A 21,026-nucleotide genomic window follows, 5' to 3' on the forward strand; every position below is an offset into this window, starting at 1 on the left:
GCCCTTTTCATGGACTCCCTGCTGACGCTTGCCGCCGACCCCGCCGTCTGGGCCGCGCTCCTGACGCTCGTCGTGATGGAAGTCGTGCTCGGCATCGACAACCTGATCTTCATCTCGATCCTCAGCAACAAGCTGCCCGAAGCGCAGCGCGCCCGCACACAGCGCCTCGGCATCGCGCTCGCGCTCGTGATGCGCCTCGCGCTGCTCGGCAGCGTCGCGTGGATCGCGAGCCTGACCGAACCTGTGTTCACGCTGTTCGATCACGCGTTCTCTTGGCGCGACATGATCCTGCTGTCGGGCGGCCTGTTCCTCGTGTGGAAGGCGACCACCGAGATCCATCACCACGTGTCGCATGACGGCGACGGCGCGGGCGCGTCCGGCGGCGCGGCCGGCCTGACGATGTGGGCCGCGATCGGCCAGATCGTGATGCTCGACATCGTGTTCTCGATCGACAGCATCGTGACCGCGATCGGCATGACCGAGCACGTCCCGATCATGTTCGTCGCGGTGATCGTCGCGGTGTCCGTGATGCTGTTCGCCGCCCAGCCGCTCGCACGGTTCATCGACCGCAACCCGACCATCGTGATGCTCGCGCTGTCGTTCCTCGTCGTGATCGGCATGACGCTGATCGCGGAAGGCTTCCGGTCGCACGTGCCGAAGGGCTATATCTACGCGGCCATGGCGTTCTCGGCGTTCGTCGAGGGCATGAACATGCTGGCGCGGCGCGCGAAGGCGAAGCGCGTGGCACGGCGCGAAGGTCATTGAGCCAAGCGGGCGGGCCGTGGCCCGCCCGCGATTCGGAATGTCCGACGAAAGGAGAAACGCGATGAAATGTCCGGTCTGCAAGACGCCCGACCTGCTGATGGCCGAGCGGCAATCGATCGAGATCGACTACTGTCCGACGTGCCGCGGCGTGTGGCTCGATCGCGGCGAACTCGACAAGCTGATCGCACGCGAAACCGGCGACGGGCCGGCGCGCCGCGACGAGGTGCCGGTGCGGCACGATGCGCAGGCGCCGCGCGGGCGTGACGACGGCTGGGGGCGCGACGGCCGCGCGCACGACGACCGTTACCGGCACGACGGCCGGCGTCGCAAGAAGTCGGTGTTCGACCTGTTCGATTTCGATTGACCGCGACGGCGAGCGTGTCCTGCTCGGCACATCGAAAAAAAGCCCCGCCGCGCGTCATGCCCGGCGGGGCTTCGTCATTCGTCATGCGCGTCGCGTGACGCTTACGCGCCGACGTTACGCGTTGCCGGCCGTCACGTCGATGCGGCGCGGGCGCGTTTCCTCGCGGCGCGGAATCGTCAGCGTGAGCACGCCGTCGCGCAGGCTCGCATCGATCCGCGACGTGTCGAGGTCGGGGCTCAGCACGAACGTGCGCACGTAGCGCGGCGCGCGGACTTCGGCGTGACGCACGCGCAGGTCGGCCGGCGTGTCGATGCGCGTGTCGGCTTCGATCGTCAGCGTGTTGTCGTGCACCTTCACGTCGAGGTTTTCGCGCGGCACGCCGGGCAGGTCGGCACGCAGCGTGACGCGCTGCCTGTCTTCGACGATATCGACGGCCGGCGTGATCGCGGGCCGGCGCGCGGCTTCGGCGGCGGCTGCCTGCGCGGCACCGGTCTGGCGTTCGGTCAGGGTCTGGCTCTGGCTCGTATTCATATCGTTCTCCTGAAGGTTACTGAACGGTGATCGCGCGCGGCTTCGAGGCCTCGCGCCGGCCGACGCGAATCAGCAGGCAGCCGTTCTCATAGCGGGCGCTGACGTTGTCGGCGTCCGCGTTCTGCGGCAGCTCGACCACGCGGCGGAACGCGCCGTGAAAGCGCTCCTGCGCGTAGGTGCGCACGTCGTCGCCGGCGTCGTGCGGTGCGGGTTTGCGCTCGCCGCTGATCGTCAGCAGGTCCTTGTCGATCGAGACGTCGAAGTCGGCCGCGGCCATGCCGGGAGCGAACGCGACGATCTCGATCGCGTCGTCGGTCGCGCCGACGTTCAGCGCGGGGAACGCGCTCGGCCGCACCGCGCGGATGCCGGTCGGGGGCTCGCCGAACAGGCTCGCCATCTGCCGCTGCACGCGGGCGAATTCGTCGAACAGGTCGTGACCGAAATGAATACCGCTCATGAGGATCCTCCGGAACATGAGACGCGAAAGACACGATGGCGCGACGCCGATGGCGAGTGCGACGCACGGTTTTCCGCTGAGTCGAAACGGGGGCAGTCCGCGTGACGGGCACTGCCTGGCAACGGGTAATTAGAGGCCGCCGCGGCGGTTTTCAAGAGGGAAAGTGCAATCGGCATCAACGCGTCGTGACGGGGATCGATGCGACAATCGTCGCGCTATCCACAGACCACGGAGACGGAACGGACATGGAGATTCAACGCATCGCGATCGTCGGGGCCGGCGTGATCGGCGCGAGCTGGGCGGCTTTCTATCTGTCGAAGGGCTTCGACGTCGTCGCGACCGATCCCGCACCGCAGGCCGACGCGCGGCTGCGCGACGCGCTCGCGGCCTTCCTCGGCGAGCGGGCCGCCGAACTTTCCGCGCGGCTGTCGTTCGACGCCGATCTCGTGCGCGCGCTCGACGGCGTCGATTTCGTGCAGGAAAACGGCCCCGAGCGGCTCGACCTGAAGCGCGCGCTGTACCGGCAGATGGACGACGTGCTGCCCGCGCGCGTGCCGATCGCGTCGAGCTCGTCGGGCCTGAAGATGTCCGAGATCCAGACCGCGTGCGACAAGCATCCGGAACGCTGCCTGATCGCGCATCCGTTCAACCCGCCGCACCTGATTCCGCTCGTCGAGCTGGTCGGCGGCGACGCGACCGACGCGAGCGTGATCGCGCGCGTGAAGGCGTTCTACGACGCACTCGGCAAGCAGACGATCGTGCTCAACAAGGAGATGACCGGCCACGTCGCGAACCGGCTCGCGGCCGCGCTGTTTCGCGAGGTGTATCACCTCGTCGGCGAGGGCGTGGTGAGCGTCGCCGATGCGGACAAGGCGGTCGCGTGGGGGCCGGGCCTGCGCTGGGGGCTGATGGGGCAGTGCCTGACCTATCACCTCGGCGGCGGCGCGGGCGGGATCGCGCACTTCCTCGAACACCTGTCGGGGCCGATCACGACGTGGTGGGACGATCTCGGCACGCCGTCGTTCGACCCGGCCGTCGATCGCAAGCTGAACGACGAACTGCGCGCGATCCAGGGCGAGCGTTCGATGCAGGAACTGGCGGCCGAGCGCGACCGGCTGCTCGTCGAGCTGGTCGACGCGCGGCGCCGCAGCTTCCTGCCCTGAGCGCGTCGCCGCGGAGCGTTCCGGTCGCGCGGTGAAAGGCTATTGCTGCGCGGCCGTTTGCGGTGCCCGCGGCGTCTGCGCGAGCCATGCGGGCAGCGCGGCCTGCACCAGTTCGCGATTGCGCGCGCGCGTCGCGGCATCCGGCGGATAGTTGCCGTCGTTGGTCGGCAGTTCGCCGTCGAGGTAGGCCTGCTTCAGCTGGGCGACGACTTCCGCGCGCGTGAGGCCCTGCGCGGGGGCGGCGGCATCGGTTTGCGCAAAGGCGGGGGACAGCAGCGCGGCTGCGGCGGCCGCGACGGCGATTCGCACGACGTTCATGGTGTGCTCCGATCAAGGGGACGGGACAGCGGACGCGCGGCACACTGCCGTGCGTTCCGATGCGGCCCATTGTCGCGAGCGGGGACTGCGCGGACGCTGACGCGTTCCGGGCAAGATGGTCAGTTGCGGGCGAACACCGCGGCGGCGTTGGCGTGAAGGCGGCAGCCAGCGTTACAGCTCGGCCGCTGCCGCGATCAGCGTCGCTTCGAGCGCGAGCGTCGAGCGCGACGCGGCCGCCGGCCGGTCGATCACGTATTCGAGTTCGCCGAGTTCGGGGAGCCCCGCGTCGAGCCGCGCGAGCCCGGCCGGAATCACGTAGCCGGCGAACGCGCTGACGCCGAGCCCCGCGCTCGCGGCCGCGCGCAGCACCGCGATGCTGCTGCTCACGACGGCGATCCGGTAAGGGCGGCCGACCGCCTCCAGCGACTCAAGCACGCGGCGGCGCGATACGCTCGGCTCCGGATGCATCGCGAGCGGCAGCACGGCCTCGTGGCCGGTGATCCGCGAATCGGGGCCGGTGCACCAGTACAGCGGTTCGCTGCGGATCACGCGGCCGCGCCGGCTGCCCGCGACGCGTTTCGCGAACACCAGGTCGTGACGGCCTTCGTCGAGCGCATCGAACAGGTCGCCCGACAGCCCGGTCGAGATCGCGAGCTCGACTTCCGGATTGCGCTGCACGAAGCTCGCGAGCGCGGCCGTCAGGTGCGCGGACGCGAAATCCTCCGACATCGCGAGCCGCACCTTGCCCGACAGCGGCGGGCCGCACACCGACGTGACGGCCTCGTCCATCAGCTCGAGGATGCGCACCGCGTAGCGGAACAGCGCGTCGCCGTGCTGCGACAGGTGCACGTTGCGCGTGTCGCGCTCGAACAGCGGCCGGTCGAGCAGTTCCTCGAGGCGGCGGATGTGCTGGCTGACGGTCGACTGCGACAGGCTCACGCGTTCGGACGCGGCGGTGAAACTGCCGGACTGGGCGACGGCGACGAAGCTGCGCAGCAACTCGGGCGGTAATGGACGCATTGCTAAATCCACTGAATCGGTTTCGACAACTTCATAAATGGCCGGATGGTGCGGCGCTAGTATCGGATCACGCGCTGGTGCGGCCCATGCAAACGGGGCGCACCGGACGCGTAGCCCGTGTCGCGCCGCCGGCTCCATCGGTCAGTCTAAGCCATCCGGCGTCCGGCCCGAAACCGCATCATCCCATCGACCGCCCGAGAATGCGCTCGCACGACGAGCCGCCGGGCCGCGGCGCCCCGCCGCAGGAGACATCCAGTCCGCGCCCGGAACCGGCATGCGGGCCCGACTCCCGCACGCGTCAGGCACCCGTCACGAAGAGACTGGAGACGACTCATGATCATCTACGGAACCGCGCTGCTGGCGTTCTGCCATCTGGCCGGACTGTTCCTCGGCGACCTGCTGGGCGCCGCGATCGGCGTGAAGACCAACGTCGGCGGCGTCGGCATCGCGATGCTGCTGCTGATCTGCCTGCGCCTGTGGCTGCACCGGCGCGGCTGGCTGCCGAAGGAGACCGAGGCCGGCGTCGGTTTCTGGGGCGCGATGTACATCCCGGTCGTCGTCGCGATGGCCGCGAACCAGAACGTCGTCGCCGCGCTGAAGGGCGGGCCGGTCGCGCTGCTCGCCGCCATCGGCGCGGTCGCGATCTGCGCATGCTGCATCGCGGTACTCGTGCGCACCGGGCGCGACGACACGGCCTTCGCGGGCGTGCCGCAATTCGAAGAACAGTAACGGAGGCCGCGATGCTGCAGATGCTCGAAAAAACCGTCGCCCACAACGGGCTCGTCGCGTCGTTCGCGCTGGTCGGCCTGATCATGTGGCTGTCGTCGCTCGCGTCGCGCAAGCTCACCTTCGGCCGCGTGCACGGCTCCGCGATCGCGATCGTGATCGGCCTCGTGCTTGCGTACGTCGGCGGCGCGTTCACCGGCGGCGAGAAGGGGCTGGCCGACGTCAAGTTGTTCGCCGGCGTCGGCCTGATGGGCGGCGCGATGCTGCGCGATTTCGCGATCGTCGCGACCGCGTTCGAAGTGCAGCCGGCCGAGGCGCGCAAGGCCGGCCTCGTCGGCGTCGTGTCGCTGCTGCTCGGCACCGTGCTGCCGTTCATCGTCGGCGCGTGCATCGCGCGCGCGTTCGGTTATACCGATGCGGTCAGCATGACGACCATCGGCGCGGGCGCCGTCACCTACATCGTCGGGCCCGTGACGGGCGCCGCGATCGGCGCGAGCTCCGACGTGATCGCGCTCAGCATCGCGACAGGCCTCGTGAAGGCGATCATCGTGATGATCGGCACGCCGGTCGCGGCGAACTTCATGGGCCTGAAGACGCCGCGCTCCGCGATGATCTTCGGCGGCCTCGCCGGCACCGTGAGCGGCGTGAGCGCGGGCCTTGCTGCGACCGACCGCCGGCTCGTGCCGTACGGCGCGCTGGTCGCGACGTTCCATACCGGCGTCGGCTGCCTGCTCGGGCCGTCGGTGCTGTTCTTCACGACACGCGCGCTGGTCGGCGCATAACCGCCACGCGTGCGATCCGGGCGACCCCTGCGCAAGCGCCGGCGCGCGCGGGCCGCGGCGGGGCCGCATCCATCGCGGCGTCCTCTGAGTCGCATTCGTCAACATCATCAATCGGCGGCGGCGCCAGGCTTAGAATGCCGCTGAACCATCGAAGCGGGAGAACTGTTCATGACGGGATGGAATCACGCGCGGCAGGCGCGCGATGCACGCCTCGCGGCCGGCGCGGCCTTCGCGTGGCCCAAGGCCACTTCCTCCGGGGCGCGCGGCAAGCGGGTCGATGCGCGCGACACCGTCGCGTTGCTCGAAGCGGTGCTGCGGCCCGGCGACCGCGTTTGCCTCGAAGGCGACAACCAGAAGCAGGCCGACCTGCTCGCCACCGCGCTTGCCGACGTCGACAGCGCGAAGATCCACGACCTGCACATGGTGCAGTCGGGCGTCGTGCTGCCCGAGCATCTCGACGTGTTCGAGCGCGGCATCGCGAAGCGTCTCGACTTCGCGTATTCGGGCCCGCAGTCGCAGCGCATCGCGAAGCTGCTGTTCGGCGGCAAGATCGCGCTCGGCGCGGTGCACACGTATCTCGAGCTGTTCGCCCGCTACTTCATCGATCTCACGCCGCAGGTCGCGCTGATCGCCGCGGTCAGCGCCGATGCCGACGGCAACCTGTACACCGGCCCGAACACGGAAGACACACCGACCGTCGTCGAGGCCACCGCGTTCAAGGACGGCATCGTGATCGCGCAGGTCGACCGCATCGTCGACAAGGTGCCGCGTGTCGACATTCCGGGCGACCGCGTGCATTTCGTCGTCGAGGCCGGCCGGCCGTTCTACGTCGAGCCGCTGTTCACGCGCGACCCGGCCGCGATCACCGAGACCCAGATCCTGACCGCGATGCTCGCGATCAAGGGCATCTACGAACCGTACGGCATCAAGCGCCTGAACCACGGGATCGGCTTCAACACGGCCGCGATCGAGCTGCTGCTGCCGACCTACGGCGCGAAGCTCGGGCTGAAGGGCAAGGTCTGCACGCACTGGGCGCTCAATCCGCACCCGACGCTGATTCCCGCGATCGAATCGGGCTGGGTCGAGCAGGTTCACTGCTTCGGCTCCGAAGTCGGGATGGACGACTACATCCGCGCGCGCTCCGACGTGTGGTTCACGGGCCCCGACGGGTCGCTGCGCTCGAACCGCGCGTTCTGCCAGACCGCCGGCCTCTACGCGTGCGACATGTTCATCGGCTCGACGCTGCAGATCGACCTGTCCGGCCATTCGTCGACGGTCACGGCCGAGCGGATCGCCGGCTTCGGCGGCGCGCCGAACATGGGCAGCGACGCACGCGGCCGGCGTCACCCGAGCGAGCCGTGGCTGAAGGCCGGTGCGGAGGCCGACCCCGACACGCCGGCGGCGCTCAGGCGCGGCCGCAAGCTGGTCGTGCAGATCGGCGAGACGTTCGGCGACAAGAACGTGCCGATGTTCGTCGAGAAGCTCGACGCGCTGAAGCTCGCGGACAAGCTGCAGCTCGACCTCGCGCCGATCATGGTCTACGGCGACGACGTCACGCACATCGTCACCGAGGAAGGGATCGCGAACCTGCTGATGTGCCGCGACAAGGACGAACGCGAGCACGCGATCCGCGGCGTGGCCGGCTATACGGAAGTCGGCCGCGGCCGCGATCGCAGGCTGGTCGAGCAGCTGCGCGAGCGCGGCGTGATCCGCCGCCCGGAGGATCTCGGCATCGATCCGCTCGACGCCGACCGCCGCTGGCTTGCCGCGCGCTCGATCAAGGATCTCGTGCACTGGTCGGGCGGCCTGTATGCGCCGCCGGCCCGGTTCCGCAACTGGTGAGGAAGAGGGCATGGAACAGTTGAACTATCGCTTCACCGCGCGCGAACGCGCGCAGGGCGAACTGGCCACGGCGCTCGTCGGCGTGGTCGCGTCCGGCAATCTCGAGGTGCTCGTCGAGCGCGTGCTGCCGGGCAACGAATGCGAGATCGATATCCGCACCGCGGCGGTCGGTTTCGGCGCGGTGTGGCAGGCCGTCGTGTCGGACTTCGTCGAACGGCGCGCGCCGGGCGGCCTGAAGCTGTCGATCAACGACGGCGGCGCGCGGCCCGACATGGTGTCGCTGCGGCTCGCGCAAGCCGTGCGAGCGATCGAGGGAGGCGCATGATGACCGACGCGATCCACGACGCACCCGCATTCGTCGCGAACCGCGCGAGCTGGTACGAAGCGTCGGCGCGCCAGCGCGTCGACGGGCTGCTCGACGCGGGCAGCTTCACCGAATTTCTCGGACCGGGCGATCGTGTGACGAGCCCGCACTTGCCGCTGTTCGACCTGCCGCAGCAGTTCGACGACGGCATGGTGGTCGGCCGCGGCCGGCTCGACGGCACGCCAGTGTTGGTCGCCGCGCAGGAGGGCCGCTTCATGGGCGGCGCGTTCGGCGAAGTGCACGGCGCGAAGCTCACGGGGCTGCTGCGTGCGGCGCGCGACCTCGGCACGCCGGTGCTGATCCTGTTCGATACGGGCGGCGTGCGGCTGCAGGAAGCGAATGCGGGCGAACTGGCGATCGCCGAGATCATGCGTGCGCTCGTCGACGCGCGTGCGGCCGGCGTGCCGGTGATCGGGCTGATCGGCGGGCGCGCGGGCTGCTACGGCGGCGGCGGCCTGCTCGCCGCCTGCTGTTCGGCGCTCGCGGTGTCCGAGCAGGGGCGCATCAGCGTGTCGGGGCCCGAGGTGATCGAGACCAATCGCGGCGTCGAGGAATTCGATGCGAAGGACCGCGCGCTGATCTGGCGCACGATGGGCGGCAAGCACCGCCGGCTGATCGGCGGCGCGGACCGCTACGTGGCCGATACGCCCGACGCGTTTCGCGCGGCCGCGCTCGACCTGATCGGCCGTGCGCCGAACTTCGACGCGGCGATGCTGCGCGCGGAGCAGGCGCGTCTCGAAGCGCGCGTCGAACGGTTCGGCGCATGCAAGGACGCGCTCGACGTGTGGCGCGCGCTCGGCGCGAGCGAGCCGGAAGCGATTCCCGGCATGCCCGACGATGAATTCGCGAAGCTCGCCGATCAACTGCAGGAGGCGCAGCATGACGCTCGATGAAGTATTGACCTCGCTGTTCCCGAACGGCCACGCGATCACGCGGACCGGCGGCTTGCTGGCGGGGCACGCTGATCTGACCGGCACGCGCGTCGACGTGATCGGCGTCGCCGACCGGCTGCCGTTCGGCATCGACGAAGCCGTGACGCTCGCGTCGCACGTGCTCGACACGATCGGGCGCGGCGGCGACACGCCGATTCTCGTGCTCGTCGACAGCGACAGCCAGCGGATGAGCAAGCGCGACGAACTGCTCGGCCTGAACGAAGGCTTGTCGCATCTCGCGAAATGCCTGATGCACGCGGAGCTCGCCGGGCACCGGACGATCGGCCTGCTATACGGCCATACGGCCGCGGGCGCGTTCATCGCGACCGCGCTCGCGACGCGCACGCTGCTCGCGTTGCCGGGCGCGGAGCCGGAAGTGATGGACCTGCCGTCGATGTCGCGCGTGACGAAGCTGCCGATCGACGTGCTGAAGGAGATGGCGCGTTCGACGCCGGTGTTCGCGCCGGGGCTCGACAATCTCGTGAAGATGGGTGCCGTCGACGCCGTGCTCGACCCGGCCCGCGCGCTCGACGCGCAGGTCGCCGAATGGCTCGGCAAGCCGGCCGATCGCAACGACGTGCGTGCGGCGCGCGGCCGGCCGGTCGCGGCCGACGTCGCGCGGCGTGTCGAGGCACTCGCGCGTGCCGCACGCTGACACGCCGCTGCGCCGCCACACGCTCGTCACGCTGACGGCGGCCGGGTGGGGCGCGGCCTGCGCGCGCGATCCCGCGCTGGCGGCCGATCCGCTCGTGCAGGCGTGGGCCGCGCACGGCTGGCCGCTGATCGTGCGCCGCGCGTCGCCCGACGAGGCCGATGCGGGGCGCATCCCGCTCGGCTTGCCGCTGCCGCCTTCGGCGGGCAAGCGGCGCATTGCAATGAACGTCGCCGCCGACGCGCTCGCGTCGGTCGGTCCGCTGCCCACGCTCGCCGATGTGCTCGCTGTCGCGCCCGACGCATGGCACGCGACGCTGCGCGACCTGGCTGCGCTCGGCGCCCGCTGCGGCGTGCAGGGCCGCGTATTCGGCAGCCTCGCATGGCAGGCGCTGACGGGAGAGCGCTACCTGAGCGCGTCGTCCGATCTCGACCTCGTGTTTCCGCTGCCTGACGTCGCATCGCTCGCCGCGCTGCTCGACGGCCTGGCGACACTCGACGCACGCGCGCCGATGCGCATCGACGGCGAACTGCTGCGCGACGACGGCGCCGGCGTGAACTGGCGCGAGCTGCATGCGCGGCTGCCTGAAGTCGCGGTCAAGACGGCGATCGCCGTCGAATTGATGCCTGCCGACGCATTCACCGGAGGCACGCGATGAGTGCGTGGGCCGCCTGCCGCGCGCCGGCGCCGTCCGATGCCGAGCGCATCGCCGAACTCGCCGAGCACAGCCTCGTGCTGGAAATCGACACCTATCCGAAGCCGGGCCTCGTCAGTCACGTCGACACCGGCAGTCACGCGGACATGGATGCCACGATGTTCGTGCGCAGCGCGGCCGTGCTGCGGCCGTACTTCGCGGAGCTCGCCGATGCCGGTGCGCGTGACGCCGACATGGCCGTGCTGCGCAAGATCGGGCTGCGCGCGGAACACGCGATGCTTGCCGCGACCGGCGGCGTCAACACGCATCGCGGCGCGATCTTCGGGCTCGGGCTGCTGTGCGCGGCCGCCGGCCGCCGCACGGTGCCGGGCACCGCGGCACGCACGCTGACGCTCGGCGCGTTCGTCGCGCGGCGCTGGGGCACCGAGATCCTCGGCGGCCCGCGGCTGCCCGACAGTCACGGCGAGCGCGCGAGCCGCCGCTACGGTGTCGGCGGCGCGCGTCGCGAGGCGGCCGACGGGTTCACGACCGTGTACGACGTCGGGCTGCCGGCCCTGCGCCGCGCGCGGCGCTGCATGCCGGACGATCCGGAGGCCGCGCGCGTCGACGCCTGCTTCGCGCTGATCGCCGCGCTCGACGATACGAACCTGCTGCACCGCGGCGGGCAGGCCGGCCTCGATTTCGCGCGTGCCACGGCACGCGCATTCGTTGCCCGCGGCGGCATCCGCGCCCGCGACTGGCGACTGCGCGCGGCCGCCGCGCACCGCGCGTTCGTCGCGCGCCGGCTGAGCCCGGGCGGCGCGGCCGACCTGCTGGCGATGAGCGTGTTCGTCGATGCGCTCGAGACGGGCGAAACGGACGAGACGGACCGGGAGGGACGATGACGCTGGCGATCCTCTGTTCGGGGCAAGGCGCGCAGCGTGCGGACATGTTCGAGCTGACCGGCGCGGTGCCGCAAGCCGATGCGCTGTTCGCGCACGCCGGCCGGCTCCTCGGCGACGATCCGCGCGACTGGGTGCGGCACGCCGAACCGGATGCGCTGCGTGAGAACCGCGCTGCGCAGATCCTCTGCACGGTGCAGGCGCTTGCGGCGACGATGTTGCTCGAGGCGATGTGGCCGCGGCGTCGTTGCGTCGCGGGGTACAGCGTCGGCGAAGTCGCGTCGTGGAGCGTCGCGGGGATGATCGATCCGCACGACGCGCTGGCGCTGGCCGATGCGCGCGCGCGCGCCATGGATGCCGCGAGCGGCGGCGATGAACGGATGGCATTCGTGCGCGGGCTCACGCGTGCGCGGCTCGCGCAACTCTGCGACGGCCGCGATGCGGCGATCGCGATCGCCAATCCCGGCGATGCGTTCGTGCTGGCCGGGCGGCAGGCCGACGTCGCCGCGGTGGCCGACGCCGCCGCACGCGACGGTGCGCTGCGTGTCGCGCCCGTGTGCGTGCGGATCGCGTCGCACACGCACCGGCTCGCGGCGGCGGTGCCCGCGTTTCGCGCATCGCTGGCCGCCGTGAACGTGCGCCGGCCGCTGCCCGGCACGCGACTGTTTTCGGGGATCGACGGCGCGTCGGTGCTCGATGTCGACGCCGGGCTCGACAAGCTCGCGCGCCAGATCGCGGAGCCGGTCGAGTGGGCGGCCTGCCTGGCCGCGTGCGTCGAGGCCGGCGCGACCGCGTTTCTCGAACTCGGCCCGGGCCGCGCACTGGCCGAGATGGCGGGCAGCGCGTATCCGGCGCTGCCGGCACGCAGCGTCGCGGATTTCCGTTCCGTCGACGGTATCGCGAGCTGGCTCGCGCGCATCGCGGCCGGCTGACCGGCGGAGGGCTAGCGGCCGGATCACGCGCCGGAACCGCTTCGAATCCAGTTCGAGATCCGCTTCGAAATCCGCCTGCCGACCGGTCGTTCCGCGCCGGGTGTTGCGCCGGCGCAGCAGCGCTGCAGCAGGCGCTTGTCATGCGAATTGGCGTCGCTACAATGGCGCCCGCCATGAGACCAGCCGCCTTCCTCGTCGCCGCGCTTTGCTGCATGGCGACCGCCCACGCCAGCCCGATTCCGTCCGACGCCGCCGCGGTCGGCAGGTACTTTTCGTATGACAATGCGGCGGCCGACGCGACCGTCGACCTGATCGGTCAGGCGCAGCGTCGCGTGCTGCTGGCCGGCTACGCGTACGTGCCGCCCGCGGTCGCGGCGGCGCTGCGCGCGGCGCGTTCGCGCGGGGTCGACGTGCGGGTCGTGCTGGTGCGCTCGCCGCGTGCGGGCAAGTACAGCGGCGCGGGCTATCTGAAATCGGCCGGCATCGACGTCGCGATCGATTCGCGGCACGGCGACCCCGCACCGCGTTTCGTGATCGTCGACGACAGCGTCGCGCTGACGACGCTGTCCGACGACGCGGCCGCGCACGCGGAAACGGTCAACGTGTTCCAGCGCGCGCCGGAACTCGCGCAGTCGTACGCGCAGTCGTTCTGGCGGCTGTATCGGCAGGCCGGCGGGCTCTGAGCGCTTGACGGCAGCCCGCCCCGGGCGAACGCCATCCATCCTTGTCAGTGCAGCGATCCGCCTGCCGCGGACGCCGGTATGACCCCGCTTGCATCGGCGTGTCCGATGAACCATGCTCGTTGAACAGGTGCCGGCGCGCAGGTCGCGCATCCGGCCCAACGGCAGGGAGCCGATCTTGACCGAGTGTTTTGCCGATCGCGCCGACGCGGGTCGTCAGCTTGCGCTCGCGCTGCACGACTATGCGGGGCGCCGCGACGTCGTCGTGCTCGCGCTGCCGCGCGGCGGCGTACCGGTTGCATTCCCGGTCGCGCAGGCGCTGCGCGCGCCGCTCGACGTGCTGGTCGTGCGCAAGCTCGGCATGCCCTCCGATCCCGAATTCGCGATCGGCGCGATCGCGACCGGCGGGGCGATCCACCTGCAGCACGCGGCGATCCGCGCGATGGGCGTGTCCGATTCCCAACTGGCCGACGTGATCGTGCGCGAGACCGCCGAACTGCAGCGCCGCGACACGCTGTATCGCGGCGCGCGGCCGCCGCTGCCGGTCGACGGTCGCATCGCGATCGTCGTCGACGACGGCATCGCGACCGGCGCGTCGATGCGCGTCGCACTGCAGGCGCTGCGCAAGCGCCATCCCGCGCGCATCGTGGCCGCCGCACCCGTCGCGCCGGCCGGCGCCCAGCATGCGTTCGACGATCTGGCCGATGCGTTCGTGACGGTGTCGCAGCCGCTGCGCTTCTTCGGGATCAGCCAGTTCTACGCGCGTTTCGACCAGACCGGCGACGACGAGGTGCGCGCGCTCCTCGATGCGGCCCGCGGGCCGGACGACGACCTCACGTCCGCCTGACCCGGCGCCGGCGCGATATCGGGCGAACGGCTTCGGCCTGCGCGAACTCGCGCTGCAGCGCCGGATGGACGTTGCCGTGCCAGCGCGCACCCGTGAACAGCCCGTAGTGATCGCAGTCGTCGATATCGAGACGCTGGCGCTCGCCGGCCTTGAGGCCGCGGCACATGTCGAGTGCCGCATGCGTCTGGCCGGCGCCGGTGACGGCGTCTCGACCGCCTTCGACCGTCAGCAGCGCGACGCCGCGCAGCGCGGCCGGCTCCACGCGCTGGCCGCCGACTTGCCACGTGCCGTTCGCGAGGCACATCCGCTGGAACACGATATCGACGGTGTCCAGGAAGTATTCGGCCGGCATGTCGAGCAGCGCCGTGTATTCGCGCAGCGCGCGCCGCGCGTCCGCCAGCGCCGTCAGGTCGAAGTGCGAGGCGGCGCGCGCGTAGTCCTCGATCAGCGTCAGGAAGCGTTGCGGATACAGCAGCGCGATCTCGCCCTGCTGAAGATAGGTCGGGAACACGTGCCGGCCACGGCCGGGGAAGCGGGGCGGCACGATGTCGATCAGGTGGCGGCGGCACCACGTGAGCGAACGGGACGCGGCCGTGGTGCCGAGCGTGGTCGGGTTGATGCGTGCGTCGAGCGGCCCGCCGATCAGCGTGACGCTCGCGGGCGGTGCGTGGCCGCGCGCGGCGCGCAGCGCGAGTGCGCCGAGTGCGGGAACGGTGGCCTGGCATACGGCGACGACATGCAGCGGCCGGTCGTCGCGGGCGAGCGCGTCGACGAAGCCGTCGAGCGTCGCCACGTACTCGTCGAGCCCGAAGCGGCCCGCCGCGAGCGGGACGTCGCGCGCATTGACCCAGTCGGTCACGCAGACGTCGCCGTCCGCGAGCAGCGCCTCGACGGTTTCCCGCATCATCACGGCCGCGTGCCCCGCGAGCGGCGCACACAGCAGCACCGCGCGCCGCGCATCGTCGCGTGCGAAGCGCCGCAACTGGCAGAACGGCGTGCGCGCGACGATCCGCTCGTCGACGGCCGGCCGCCGGATCTCGAAGCGCGGCGGCCCGGCGGCCGGCCCGAGGAGCGGCTCGAACAGGTCGTCGTAGCACGACGACACGGCGTGCGGCAGCGTCGCGGCGGGCCATACGTCGAACGCGTGGCGCGTCGCTTCGCGCCAGGCGCGCATCCATTCCCGCTGCTGCTCGACGACGTCGTACCACATGGCGAACCTCGAGGCGGAAGGGAGGTGAATCTGCATTATGGTCACTCCGGGCGCGCAGCGGGTGTCGGAAACGTGACCGGACGACGCGGATTTCGCCGCGCGTTTCGGCGGCATCGCGCTAGGCACCGGCGCACGGCGCTGCTACAGTCGTCGGTCCCATTCCCTCAAGCGGAGCGTTTGCGATGAAGCTGATCGGCATGCTGGATTCCCCGTTCGTGCGGCGTGTCGCCATATCGGCGAAGCTGCTCGACCTGCCGTTCGAACACGAGTCGGTCTCGGTGTTTCGTCAGTTCGACCGGTTCCGGTCGTTCAGCCCGGTCGTGAAGGCGCCGACGCTCGTGACCGACGACGGTGCGACGCTGCTCGATTCGTCGCTGATCGTCGACTACCTCGACCATCGCGTCGCGCCGGAGCGGCGCCTGTTGCCCGACGCCGCCGACGCGCGGCTGCGCACGCTGGTGCCGGTCGGCCTCGCGCTGGCGGCGGCCGAGAAGACGGTGCAGGTGGTGTACGAGCACGCTTTGCGGCCGACCGACAAGCAGCACGCGCCCTGGCTCGAGCGCGTGCTGAGCCAGCTCGAGGCCGCGTACGGCGAACTCGAGCCGCTCGTCGCGGCCGCGAACGGCTGGTTCGGCGGCGCGCGGCTGCTGCAGTCGGACGTGACCGTCGCGGTCGCCTGGCGCTTCACGCAATTCATGGCCGCCGATTATCCGGCGCTCGCGCGGATCGATCCGGCCCGGTATCCGGCGCTGGCCGCGCATTCGGCGCGTGCGGAAGCGCTGCCGGCGTTTGTCGAGACGCCGCTCGCCTGAACGCGGCGTCGATCCCGGCAGCACCGGAACGGCGGCGGGCGAGGGCGGCGCGACCGACCCGCCGCGGCGGAACCGGGCCGGCATTCGGCGCGTGTCGACCCAACCGCAGTGCGCGGCGCGTCCGGCCGCGCGTTATTGTTCGGCGCGACGTGCGGAAAACCACGTCGCGCCGCTGCACTTTATGCGCCCGCGCGACCGCGCGCCGCCCGCTCGGCCCCGTCCGGCAAGGACGAGCCGATTGTTCTCCGCCGCTGACAAGTGACTTCGCATTCGCGCCGTTTATCCGGATGCGGGCCGTCCCTAGAATCCACTCCATCGAATACGCATTGCCTGATGGAGCCGATGATGAGAGCGCTGATCGAATCGAGTTTGTACCACCCGTCCGTCGTGTTGCCGCTTGCCGCGCTGACGCAACTGATGGTCGAGCGCGACTTCAATCTCGGCCAGGTCGGCCTGATCGTCGCCGCGCGGGGCGCGCAGGCAGCCGTGTCGCGTTCGCGTGCGCTGATCTTCTGCCGCCACTGCGAAGCGCACGCATGAACCCGCGTCACGTCGACGGATGAAAAAACGCCCGGCCGGCGCAAGCCGGTCGGGCGGATCGGGTTCGATCGAGCCCCGGCTTCGGCCGGGGCTTTTTCATGGGCGAGCGGGTGACGCTCAGGCGCGCGCGGGCGACACGACGCCGTAGATTTCCGCGTCGTCTTCCTCGCGCAGCTGGCGCGCCAGCTGGTGTGCCTCGCGGCGCGACGCGACGGCCGGCGGCGAGCCCTTGAGCGGCTGGCGTGCGGTTTCGGCGAGTGCGACGACCGACACGATGCCGATCACGGCCGCGCCCATCATGTAGTACGCGGGCATCATCAGGTTGTGGGTCACGTCGACGAGCCACGCGGTGACGAGCGGCGTCGTGCCGCCGAACAGCGACACCGACACGTTGAAGCCGATCGCGAGCGCGCCGTAGCGGATCTCGGTCGGGAACAGCGCCGGCAGCGCCGACGGCATCACACCGGTGAAGCACGACAGCAGCACGCCGAGGATCAGCAGGCCGCCGAACACCGACGCGGTGGTGCCCGCATGAATCAGCATCATCGACGGGATCGACAGCGCGAGCAGGCCGACGCAGCCGGCCAGCATCACGGGCTTGCGGCCGACCTTGTCCGACAGGCGGCCGGCGGCGAGCGTCAGCGGCATCATCAGCACCATCACGATCAGCACCAGCACGAGGCTGTGCGACTCGTCGAAGTGCAGCGTCGACGACATGAAGCTCGGCAGGTACGACAGCACCATGTAGTCGGTCACGTTGAAGATCAGCACGAGGCCGACGCAGAGCAGCAGCGCGCGCCAGTTGCGCATCAGCGTCTCGCGGAAGCGCGCCTTCGGCACGGCCTTGTCCTGCGCTTCGCGCTCCTCGGCCTGACGCTTGAACGCCGGCGTTTCCTCGAGCTTCATCCGGATGTACAGGCCGATCAGGCCGAGCGGGCCCGCTATCAGGAACGGCACGCGCCAGCCCCACGACAGCAGCGCTTCCTGCGACAGCGACGCGGTGAGCAGCGCGACGACGCCGGCGCCCATCACATAGCCGATCAGCGTGCCGAACTCGAGGAAGCTGCCCATGAAGCCGCGGCGCTTGTCGGTCGAGAATTCGGCGATGAAGGTGGCGGCGCCGCCGTATTCGCCGCCGGTCGAGAAGCCCTGGACGAGGCGGGCGACGAGCAGCAGCACGGGCGCCATGATGCCGATCGACGCGTAGCTGGGGATCAGGCCGATCGCGAAGGTGCCGACGGCCATCATGATCATGGTGGCGGCGAGCACGCGCTGGCGGCCGATGCGATCGCCGAGCGGGCCGAACACCATGCCGCCGAGCGGGCGCACGAGGAACGCGGCCGCGAACGTGCCGAAGGTCGCGAGCAGCTGCGCGGACGGGCTGCTGGACGGGAAGAACACCTTGCCGAGCGTGACGGCGATATAGCTGTAGACGCCGAAGTCGAACCATTCCATCGCATTGCCGATGGCCATCGCGCTGACGGCGCGCTTGAGCAGGCTCTGGTCGACGACGGTAATGTCGTCCGCGGCGAGCGGAGCCTCGCCGGACGACGTGGAGGAAGAAGCAGCGGTCGGGCTGACGTGTGTTGCGGTCAAGGTCATGCACTCCTTTGACTGCGCCGGAACGGGCGGGCCGTCCGACACGGTTTGCCGGCGAGCGCGATGTCGTGTGCTGCGCGTCGGGGCAGGCCATTTAAGCGCTTACTGCACATGAGGCGGTAAAGGGCCGTAAGGGACTGCTTCGACGCGGGCCCGATGGGCCGTCGCGACGGTGCGCTCATGAAGAATGGGCCGCGTGATGCGAGCGGCAGATGCCGGCGCGGACGGAGTCCGGCGTTCCGGCAAGCGCCCCGGAGGGGCAACGAAACGAGAAAAGCGGGCCTGTCGGGCGGGCTTTCCTGTGGATGCAATCTCGGTCGAAGCACCGGCCCGCAATGCGCGGACGGACTTCTTGCGAAATCGAATAGACAGAGATTGAATGTTGAAACAGGCGACATGATAGCACGATGACAGATGATCGTGCAAATTGCCGGGAATCCCCCGTCTGGCGGCGGTTCCGGCGGGGCCGGCTCCGGTATGATCGGCGGCGCGCGGCGCGGTCGCGCGGCCCGCCGGATGGGGGCCGAATCTGCGGGGAACCGGATGACCGAACTGATCAGGATTGCGGCGTTGTTCGCCGTCACTGCACTGGCCGAGATCGTCGGCTGCTACCTGCCGTGGCTCGTGCTGAAAGGCGGAAGGCCCGTCTGGCTGCTGGTGCCGGCCGCGCTGTCGCTCGCGTTGTTCGCGTGGCTGCTGACGCTGCACCCGAGCGCGGCAGGGCGCACGTATGCGGCGTACGGCGGCGTGTATATCGCGGTGGCGCTGATCTGGCTGCGGGCGGTCGACGGCATCGCGCTGACCCGCTGGGATGTGGCGGGCGCGATGCTCGCGCTCGGCGGAATGGCCGTCATCGCACTGCAGCCGCGCGCTTGAGCGCGGCTGCAGGCACGGCTTCGGCTCGTGAGACGCCGCGTCAGGCGGCTTCGGCGGCGTCCGCGTCGGCGGACTTGCGCCATACGCAGGCGCCCTTGACCGACTTGTCGAGTTCGTCGAGCTGGGCCTGGTGCGCGGCCAGTTCGTCGTCGCTCGCCGCGAGCACCGGCAGGTCGAGCGACGCGAGCGCCACGCGCTGGCCGTTCGCCGCGCCGCCGTCGGCGCCTGCGTCGTCGAGCATGTCGATCACGAGGCTGTCCTGGCCGCGCGTCATCGCGAGATAGACCTCGGCGAGCAGCTCCGAGTCGAGCAGTGCGCCGTGCAGCGTGCGGTGCGCGTTGCTGATGCCGAACCGGTCGCACAGTGCGTCGAGCGAATTGCGCTTGCCGGGGAACATCTGCTTGGCCTGCACGAGCGTGTCGATCACGCCGCCGCAATGCTCGGTGAACGGCGGCAGGTCGAGCCGCGCGAATTCTGCGTCGAGGAACCCGAGGTCGAACGGCGCGTTATGGATGATCAGCTCGGCGTCCTTCACGAAGTCGCGGATCTGGTCGACGACTTCCGCGAACTTCGGCTTGTCGCTCAAGAATTCGGTCGTGAGGCCGTGCACGGCCAGCGCGCCCGGATCGCTGTCGCGCTCGGGGTTCACGTAGATGTGCAGGTTGTTGCCGGTGAGCCGCCGGTTCAGCAGCTCGACGCAGCCGATTTCGATCAGGCGGTCGCCCGTGCGGGGGTTCAGGCCGGTGGTTTCGGTATCGAGAATGATCTGGCGCATGTCGGATAAATCGGGAAAGACGGTAGGGCGGCCTGCGTTCAGGCTGCGATTCAGGCCGCGAGCGATGCGACGCCGCGGTTCGCGAGCGCGTCCGCGCGTTCGTTTTCGGGATGGCCCGCATGGCCCTTCACCCAGCGCCACTCGACCTCGTGCTGCGCGACGAGCGCGTCGAGCCGCTTCCACAGGTCGGCGTTCTTCACCGGGGTTTTCGCCGCGGTGACCCAGCCCTTCTTCTTCCAGCCGTGGATCCACTCGCTGATGCCTTTCTGCACGTACTGCGAGTCGGTATGGACGATCACGCGGCACGGCCGCTTCAGCGCCTCGAGCGCGGCGATCACGCCCATCAGCTCCATGCGGTTGTTGGTCGTGTTCGGCTCGCCGCCGAACAGCTCCTTTTCGCGGTCGCCGTAGCGCAGCAGTGCGCCCCAGCCGCCGGGGCCGGGGTTGCCCTTGCAGGCGCCGTCGGTATAGATGTCGATGGTGTCGGTGGTCATGAGTGTTCTTGATGGGTGGTCGGGGTGGCCGCCGGCGTCAGGCCCGGCGCGAGCACGGGCTTCTTCATCTTGATCGGGCCGACGAGACGCATGCCGCGCACGCGCTTGACGGCGGTGACCATGTAGACGGCGCCGAAGATCGGCCACCAGCGGTCGCCGGCGGCCTCCATGAAGCCGTAGCGGGCAAGCCATTTGTCGGTGACGAGCGGCGGCCGGTAGCAGCCGAAGCGGCCGCGCTCGAGATCGAAGCCGAGCAGCTTGATCCAGTCCTTGAGCCGGATGAACGCGATCTGGTCGCGTGCGGCCGGCACGAACGGGCGGTTGGCCATGCGCCCGAACGACTGCCGCATGCCCCACAGGCTCAGCGAATTGAAGCCGGTGATCACGAGCTGGCCTTCCGGCATCAGCACGCGTTCGGCCTCGCGCAGCAGGCGGTGCGGGTCGGACGTGAATTCGAGCGTATGCGGCATCACGATCAGGTCGACGCTCTGCGACTCGAACGGCAGGTCGAGCAGGTCGCACCAGGTCGTGCTGCGATCGGCCGGCGCATGCTCGGGCGCATGCGCCTCGCGCGCCCACGGATACTGGTAGGGCGCGCTCGCGCCGCTCGCCGGGTCGAGCACGAGGCCGCGATACGGCATGCGGTTCTCGCGCAGCGCGTCGAGCTGCGGCAGGCCGAGCTGCAGCGCGTGAAACCCGAAGACGTCGGACACGATCCGGTCGAGCTGCGCCTGCTCCCAGTCCAGCACGTAGCGGCCGGGTGGCGAGTCGGTCCAGGCGGGCCAGTCTATAATTTGACGATCGGACAT

26 protein-coding genes are annotated in these 21,026 nt (G+C 70.3%); 17 read left to right on the forward strand and 9 right to left on the reverse strand.

Annotation, left to right across the window (positions count from 1 at the left end):
• The first annotated feature begins 9 nt into the window (after positions 1 to 9).
• Positions 10 to 765 carry a TerC family protein gene (locus U4012_RS21715; protein ID WP_321801389.1) on the forward strand — a complete coding sequence of 252 codons (756 nt, stop codon included), beginning with the start codon at positions 10 to 12 and terminating at the stop codon, positions 763 to 765.
• Positions 766 to 826: 61 nt separating this feature from the next.
• A complete protein-coding gene (locus U4012_RS21720) occupies positions 827 to 1,129 on the forward strand; it encodes a zf-TFIIB domain-containing protein (protein WP_044844924.1) in 303 nt (100 codons plus the stop codon).
• A gap of 114 nt (positions 1,130 to 1,243) precedes the next feature.
• On the opposite strand, the gene U4012_RS21725 is transcribed toward U4012_RS21720, so the two are convergent.
• Positions 1,244 to 1,660: an Hsp20/alpha crystallin family protein gene (locus tag U4012_RS21725; RefSeq protein WP_044844923.1), complete on the reverse strand. Its 417-nt coding sequence runs from the start codon at positions 1,658 to 1,660 to the stop codon at positions 1,244 to 1,246.
• Positions 1,661 to 1,676: 16 nt separating this feature from the next.
• A complete protein-coding gene (locus U4012_RS21730) occupies positions 1,677 to 2,117 on the reverse strand; it encodes an Hsp20/alpha crystallin family protein (protein WP_044844922.1) in 441 nt (146 codons plus the stop codon).
• 245 nt (positions 2,118 to 2,362) lie between these two features.
• Between U4012_RS21730 and U4012_RS21735 the strand changes: the two genes are divergently transcribed.
• Positions 2,363 to 3,280 (forward strand): 3-hydroxyacyl-CoA dehydrogenase NAD-binding domain-containing protein, encoded by a 918-nt coding sequence (locus tag U4012_RS21735; RefSeq protein ID WP_321801393.1) that lies wholly within the window; start codon positions 2,363 to 2,365, stop codon positions 3,278 to 3,280.
• Between the two features lie 39 nt (positions 3,281 to 3,319).
• On the opposite strand, the gene U4012_RS21740 is transcribed toward U4012_RS21735, so the two are convergent.
• Together U4012_RS21740 and U4012_RS21745 are read right to left on the reverse strand one after the other, a co-directional pair.
• Positions 3,320 to 3,598 (reverse strand): DUF4148 domain-containing protein, encoded by a 279-nt coding sequence (locus U4012_RS21740; protein WP_321801395.1) that lies wholly within the window; start codon positions 3,596 to 3,598, stop codon positions 3,320 to 3,322.
• Between the two features lie 171 nt (positions 3,599 to 3,769).
• The gene (locus U4012_RS21745; protein WP_039322076.1) at positions 3,770 to 4,618 is read right to left on the reverse strand and encodes a LysR substrate-binding domain-containing protein; all 849 of its coding nucleotides are present in this window, start codon (positions 4,616 to 4,618) and stop codon (positions 3,770 to 3,772) included.
• Between the two features lie 333 nt (positions 4,619 to 4,951).
• Between U4012_RS21745 and madL the strand changes: the two genes are divergently transcribed.
• From madL to U4012_RS21800, 11 genes are all read left to right on the forward strand, one after another.
• Positions 4,952 to 5,347: a malonate transporter subunit MadL gene (gene madL / locus U4012_RS21750; RefSeq protein WP_044844919.1), complete on the forward strand. Its 396-nt coding sequence runs from the start codon at positions 4,952 to 4,954 to the stop codon at positions 5,345 to 5,347.
• An 11-nt stretch (positions 5,348 to 5,358) separates the two neighbouring features.
• On the forward strand, positions 5,359 to 6,126 hold the full coding sequence (gene madM / locus U4012_RS21755) for a malonate transporter subunit MadM (RefSeq protein WP_321801398.1): 768 nt from the start codon (positions 5,359 to 5,361) through the stop codon (positions 6,124 to 6,126).
• Positions 6,127 to 6,294: 168 nt separating this feature from the next.
• On the forward strand, positions 6,295 to 7,968 hold the full coding sequence (gene mdcA, locus U4012_RS21760; protein WP_321801400.1) for a malonate decarboxylase subunit alpha: 1,674 nt from the start codon (positions 6,295 to 6,297) through the stop codon (positions 7,966 to 7,968).
• A 10-nt stretch (positions 7,969 to 7,978) separates the two neighbouring features.
• Positions 7,979 to 8,293, forward strand: a complete 315-nt coding sequence (mdcC, locus tag U4012_RS21765) for a malonate decarboxylase acyl carrier protein (RefSeq protein WP_044844916.1) — start codon at positions 7,979 to 7,981, stop codon at positions 8,291 to 8,293.
• Complete coding sequence (locus U4012_RS21770) at positions 8,290 to 9,225, forward strand: biotin-independent malonate decarboxylase subunit beta (protein ID WP_321801403.1); 936 nt, start codon at positions 8,290 to 8,292, stop codon at positions 9,223 to 9,225. Before mdcC ends, U4012_RS21770 begins: the two co-directional genes overlap by 4 nt.
• A complete protein-coding gene (gene mdcE / locus U4012_RS21775) occupies positions 9,212 to 9,919 on the forward strand; it encodes a biotin-independent malonate decarboxylase subunit gamma (protein ID WP_044844914.1) in 708 nt (235 codons plus the stop codon). The genes U4012_RS21770 and mdcE overlap by 14 nt, the downstream gene beginning before the upstream one ends.
• Positions 9,906 to 10,574 carry a malonate decarboxylase holo-[acyl-carrier-protein] synthase gene (gene mdcG, locus U4012_RS21780; RefSeq protein ID WP_321801406.1) on the forward strand — a complete coding sequence of 223 codons (669 nt, stop codon included), beginning with the start codon at positions 9,906 to 9,908 and terminating at the stop codon, positions 10,572 to 10,574. The genes mdcE and mdcG overlap by 14 nt, the downstream gene beginning before the upstream one ends.
• Entirely contained in the window at positions 10,571 to 11,455 is an 885-nt protein-coding gene (gene mdcB / locus U4012_RS21785) for a triphosphoribosyl-dephospho-CoA synthase MdcB (protein WP_321801408.1), read from the forward strand. The genes mdcG and mdcB overlap by 4 nt, the downstream gene beginning before the upstream one ends.
• Positions 11,452 to 12,384: a malonate decarboxylase subunit epsilon gene (gene mdcH / locus U4012_RS21790; RefSeq protein WP_321801410.1), complete on the forward strand. Its 933-nt coding sequence runs from the start codon at positions 11,452 to 11,454 to the stop codon at positions 12,382 to 12,384. Before mdcB ends, mdcH begins: the two co-directional genes overlap by 4 nt.
• A 161-nt stretch (positions 12,385 to 12,545) precedes the next feature.
• Positions 12,546 to 13,067: a phospholipase D-like domain-containing protein gene (locus tag U4012_RS21795; RefSeq protein WP_321801412.1), complete on the forward strand. Its 522-nt coding sequence runs from the start codon at positions 12,546 to 12,548 to the stop codon at positions 13,065 to 13,067.
• Between the two features lie 175 nt (positions 13,068 to 13,242).
• A complete protein-coding gene (locus U4012_RS21800; RefSeq protein WP_321801414.1) occupies positions 13,243 to 13,911 on the forward strand; it encodes a phosphoribosyltransferase in 669 nt (222 codons plus the stop codon).
• Here the strand turns inward: U4012_RS21800 and phaZ are convergent.
• Positions 13,898 to 15,121, reverse strand: coding sequence for a polyhydroxyalkanoate depolymerase (gene phaZ / locus U4012_RS21805; protein WP_321801416.1), 1,224 nt, complete (start codon positions 15,119 to 15,121; stop codon positions 13,898 to 13,900). The genes U4012_RS21800 and phaZ overlap by 14 nt on opposite strands.
• Before the next feature lie 182 nt (positions 15,122 to 15,303).
• Between phaZ and U4012_RS21810 the strand changes: the two genes are divergently transcribed.
• Positions 15,304 to 15,933, forward strand: coding sequence for a glutathione S-transferase family protein (locus tag U4012_RS21810; RefSeq protein WP_044844909.1), 630 nt, complete (start codon positions 15,304 to 15,306; stop codon positions 15,931 to 15,933).
• Positions 15,934 to 16,275: 342 nt separating this feature from the next.
• Positions 16,276 to 16,473 carry a hypothetical protein gene (locus tag U4012_RS21815; protein WP_044844954.1) on the forward strand — a complete coding sequence of 66 codons (198 nt, stop codon included), beginning with the start codon at positions 16,276 to 16,278 and terminating at the stop codon, positions 16,471 to 16,473.
• A 117-nt stretch (positions 16,474 to 16,590) separates the two neighbouring features.
• Here U4012_RS21815 and proP read toward each other — a convergent pair whose 3' ends face one another.
• Complete coding sequence (proP, locus tag U4012_RS21820; RefSeq protein WP_124523557.1) at positions 16,591 to 18,075, reverse strand: glycine betaine/L-proline transporter ProP; 1,485 nt, start codon at positions 18,073 to 18,075, stop codon at positions 16,591 to 16,593.
• A 540-nt stretch (positions 18,076 to 18,615) separates the two neighbouring features.
• On the opposite strand from proP, the gene U4012_RS21825 reads away from it, so the two are divergent.
• Positions 18,616 to 18,948, forward strand: coding sequence for a YnfA family protein (locus tag U4012_RS21825; protein WP_044844907.1), 333 nt, complete (start codon positions 18,616 to 18,618; stop codon positions 18,946 to 18,948).
• A 40-nt stretch (positions 18,949 to 18,988) separates the two neighbouring features.
• On the opposite strand, the gene dnaQ is transcribed toward U4012_RS21825, so the two are convergent.
• Genes dnaQ through U4012_RS21840 form a run of 3 tightly spaced genes read right to left on the reverse strand, consistent with a single transcriptional unit; the run spans position 18,989 to position 21,026 of the window.
• Complete coding sequence (gene dnaQ / locus U4012_RS21830; RefSeq protein WP_321801422.1) at positions 18,989 to 19,723, reverse strand: DNA polymerase III subunit epsilon; 735 nt, start codon at positions 19,721 to 19,723, stop codon at positions 18,989 to 18,991.
• 50 nt (positions 19,724 to 19,773) lie between these two features.
• Entirely contained in the window at positions 19,774 to 20,217 is a 444-nt protein-coding gene (gene rnhA / locus U4012_RS21835; protein WP_044844905.1) for a ribonuclease HI, read from the reverse strand.
• Positions 20,214 to 21,026 (reverse strand): class I SAM-dependent methyltransferase, encoded by an 813-nt coding sequence (locus tag U4012_RS21840; RefSeq protein ID WP_044844904.1) that lies wholly within the window; start codon positions 21,024 to 21,026, stop codon positions 20,214 to 20,216. The genes rnhA and U4012_RS21840 overlap by 4 nt, the downstream gene beginning before the upstream one ends.

Origin of the sequence: Burkholderia sp. BCC1988, assembly GCF_905339895.1 — a bacterium.
Classification (GTDB): domain Bacteria; phylum Pseudomonadota; class Gammaproteobacteria; order Burkholderiales; family Burkholderiaceae; genus Burkholderia.

What these genes read in the sequence shown, in the direction of transcription:
- U4012_RS21715 (WP_321801389.1), top strand. Translation starts at nt 10, where the DNA reads ATGGACTCCCTGCTGACGCTTGCCGCCGACCCCGCCGTCTGGGCCGCG.
- U4012_RS21720 (WP_044844924.1), top strand. Translation starts at nt 827, where the DNA reads ATGAAATGTCCGGTCTGCAAGACGCCCGACCTGCTGATGGCCGAGCGG.
- U4012_RS21725 (WP_044844923.1), bottom strand. Translation starts at nt 1,660, where the DNA reads ATGAATACGAGCCAGAGCCAGACCCTGACCGAACGCCAGACCGGTGCC.
- U4012_RS21730 (WP_044844922.1), bottom strand. Translation starts at nt 2,117, where the DNA reads ATGAGCGGTATTCATTTCGGTCACGACCTGTTCGACGAATTCGCCCGC.
- U4012_RS21735 (WP_321801393.1), top strand. Translation starts at nt 2,363, where the DNA reads ATGGAGATTCAACGCATCGCGATCGTCGGGGCCGGCGTGATCGGCGCG.
- U4012_RS21740 (WP_321801395.1), bottom strand. Translation starts at nt 3,598, where the DNA reads ATGAACGTCGTGCGAATCGCCGTCGCGGCCGCCGCAGCCGCGCTGCTG.
- U4012_RS21745 (WP_039322076.1), bottom strand. Translation starts at nt 4,618, where the DNA reads ATGCGTCCATTACCGCCCGAGTTGCTGCGCAGCTTCGTCGCCGTCGCC.
- madL (WP_044844919.1), top strand. Translation starts at nt 4,952, where the DNA reads ATGATCATCTACGGAACCGCGCTGCTGGCGTTCTGCCATCTGGCCGGA.
- madM (WP_321801398.1), top strand. Translation starts at nt 5,359, where the DNA reads ATGCTGCAGATGCTCGAAAAAACCGTCGCCCACAACGGGCTCGTCGCG.
- mdcA (WP_321801400.1), top strand. Translation starts at nt 6,295, where the DNA reads ATGACGGGATGGAATCACGCGCGGCAGGCGCGCGATGCACGCCTCGCG.
- mdcC (WP_044844916.1), top strand. Translation starts at nt 7,979, where the DNA reads ATGGAACAGTTGAACTATCGCTTCACCGCGCGCGAACGCGCGCAGGGC.
- U4012_RS21770 (WP_321801403.1), top strand. Translation starts at nt 8,290, where the DNA reads ATGATGACCGACGCGATCCACGACGCACCCGCATTCGTCGCGAACCGC.
- mdcE (WP_044844914.1), top strand. Translation starts at nt 9,212, where the DNA reads ATGACGCTCGATGAAGTATTGACCTCGCTGTTCCCGAACGGCCACGCG.
- mdcB (WP_321801408.1), top strand. Translation starts at nt 10,571, where the DNA reads ATGAGTGCGTGGGCCGCCTGCCGCGCGCCGGCGCCGTCCGATGCCGAG.
- mdcH (WP_321801410.1), top strand. Translation starts at nt 11,452, where the DNA reads ATGACGCTGGCGATCCTCTGTTCGGGGCAAGGCGCGCAGCGTGCGGAC.
- U4012_RS21795 (WP_321801412.1), top strand. Translation starts at nt 12,546, where the DNA reads ATGGCGCCCGCCATGAGACCAGCCGCCTTCCTCGTCGCCGCGCTTTGC.
- phaZ (WP_321801416.1), bottom strand. Translation starts at nt 15,121, where the DNA reads ATGTGGTACGACGTCGTCGAGCAGCAGCGGGAATGGATGCGCGCCTGG.
- U4012_RS21810 (WP_044844909.1), top strand. Translation starts at nt 15,304, where the DNA reads ATGAAGCTGATCGGCATGCTGGATTCCCCGTTCGTGCGGCGTGTCGCC.
- U4012_RS21815 (WP_044844954.1), top strand. Translation starts at nt 16,276, where the DNA reads ATGATGAGAGCGCTGATCGAATCGAGTTTGTACCACCCGTCCGTCGTG.
- proP (WP_124523557.1), bottom strand. Translation starts at nt 18,075, where the DNA reads ATGACCTTGACCGCAACACACGTCAGCCCGACCGCTGCTTCTTCCTCC.
- U4012_RS21825 (WP_044844907.1), top strand. Translation starts at nt 18,616, where the DNA reads ATGACCGAACTGATCAGGATTGCGGCGTTGTTCGCCGTCACTGCACTG.
- dnaQ (WP_321801422.1), bottom strand. Translation starts at nt 19,723, where the DNA reads ATGCGCCAGATCATTCTCGATACCGAAACCACCGGCCTGAACCCCCGC.
- rnhA (WP_044844905.1), bottom strand. Translation starts at nt 20,217, where the DNA reads ATGACCACCGACACCATCGACATCTATACCGACGGCGCCTGCAAGGGC.
- U4012_RS21840 (WP_044844904.1), bottom strand. Translation starts at nt 21,026, where the DNA reads ATGTCCGATCGTCAAATTATAGACTGGCCCGCCTGGACCGACTCGCCA.